2 protein-coding genes and 1 pseudogene are annotated in these 635 nt (G+C 41.6%); all 3 read right to left on the bottom strand.

The window, feature by feature from the left end:
- Nucleotides 1-209 (bottom strand): helix-turn-helix domain-containing protein (locus R8N47_RS28920; RefSeq protein WP_412034489.1); only part of this gene is annotated, 209 nt, incomplete at its 3' end.
- Nucleotides 178-291, bottom strand: coding sequence for a helix-turn-helix domain-containing protein (locus R8N47_RS28915; protein WP_159408062.1), 114 nt, complete (start codon nucleotides 289-291; stop codon nucleotides 178-180). The genes R8N47_RS28920 and R8N47_RS28915, both read right to left, overlap by 32 nt.
- A 179-nt stretch (nucleotides 292-470) precedes the next feature.
- Nucleotides 471-635: pseudogene (locus R8N47_RS26035) on the bottom strand (sodium:proton antiporter); the annotation flags it as partial.

Raw genomic sequence — 635 nt, 5'->3', positions numbered from 1 at the left:
AGCGTGTTGTCGTGTTTTGAGCGGGAAGTTATCCATGAAAAGCCCATGTGGTCGAGCAGGTAATAGATAGAGTCAGGGCGGTAGTGCTCGCCAAATTCTTTCATGATAAAAGCGTGGATATCGGAACCAGTCAGTCGTCCGCCTTGTGTATTATTGGCTTTTCTTTTCCGTCCCTTTTTAAAGAAAGGTCTGAACCCACTTATTGACACTGGTTCGGCTTACCTTGAGCAACTTTGTGATCTGTGTGAGTGAGTGTCCATCTTTGAAATGATCAAGGGCCAGCAGTCTCATTTTAAACTGAATGGCCTCAATTAGTTCATATTTTTACTTAGATTGTTATTAGGCTTGGGCTTCGCTCTGAGGAGAGTAGAACGGGGAGGGTTCTAGATAATATTGCTGGTGAAGTCTTTGAATTTTTGAGTATTTAAAAAGCAGCCCTAAGGCTGCTGTTTAAATATGGGAGAGTGGAATTAGGCTTCAGTTTGTTCTCTTTGTTCTGCTAAAGAGCTTTGAGCTAGCTTTTCATCTTCCATCTTTTTTTCTTCAGCTTTCGCCTTTTCAATCATTGGTGTAATGGTTGAACCTTGAATCAGGATAGAGAACACCACAACCGAATAGGTCATTACAAGGATGAT

This window comes from Vibrio sp. 2132-1 (assembly GCF_033344315.1).
Note: the sequence above shows the minus strand (reverse complement) of the source record. Positions and strands in the feature narration are given on the sequence as shown.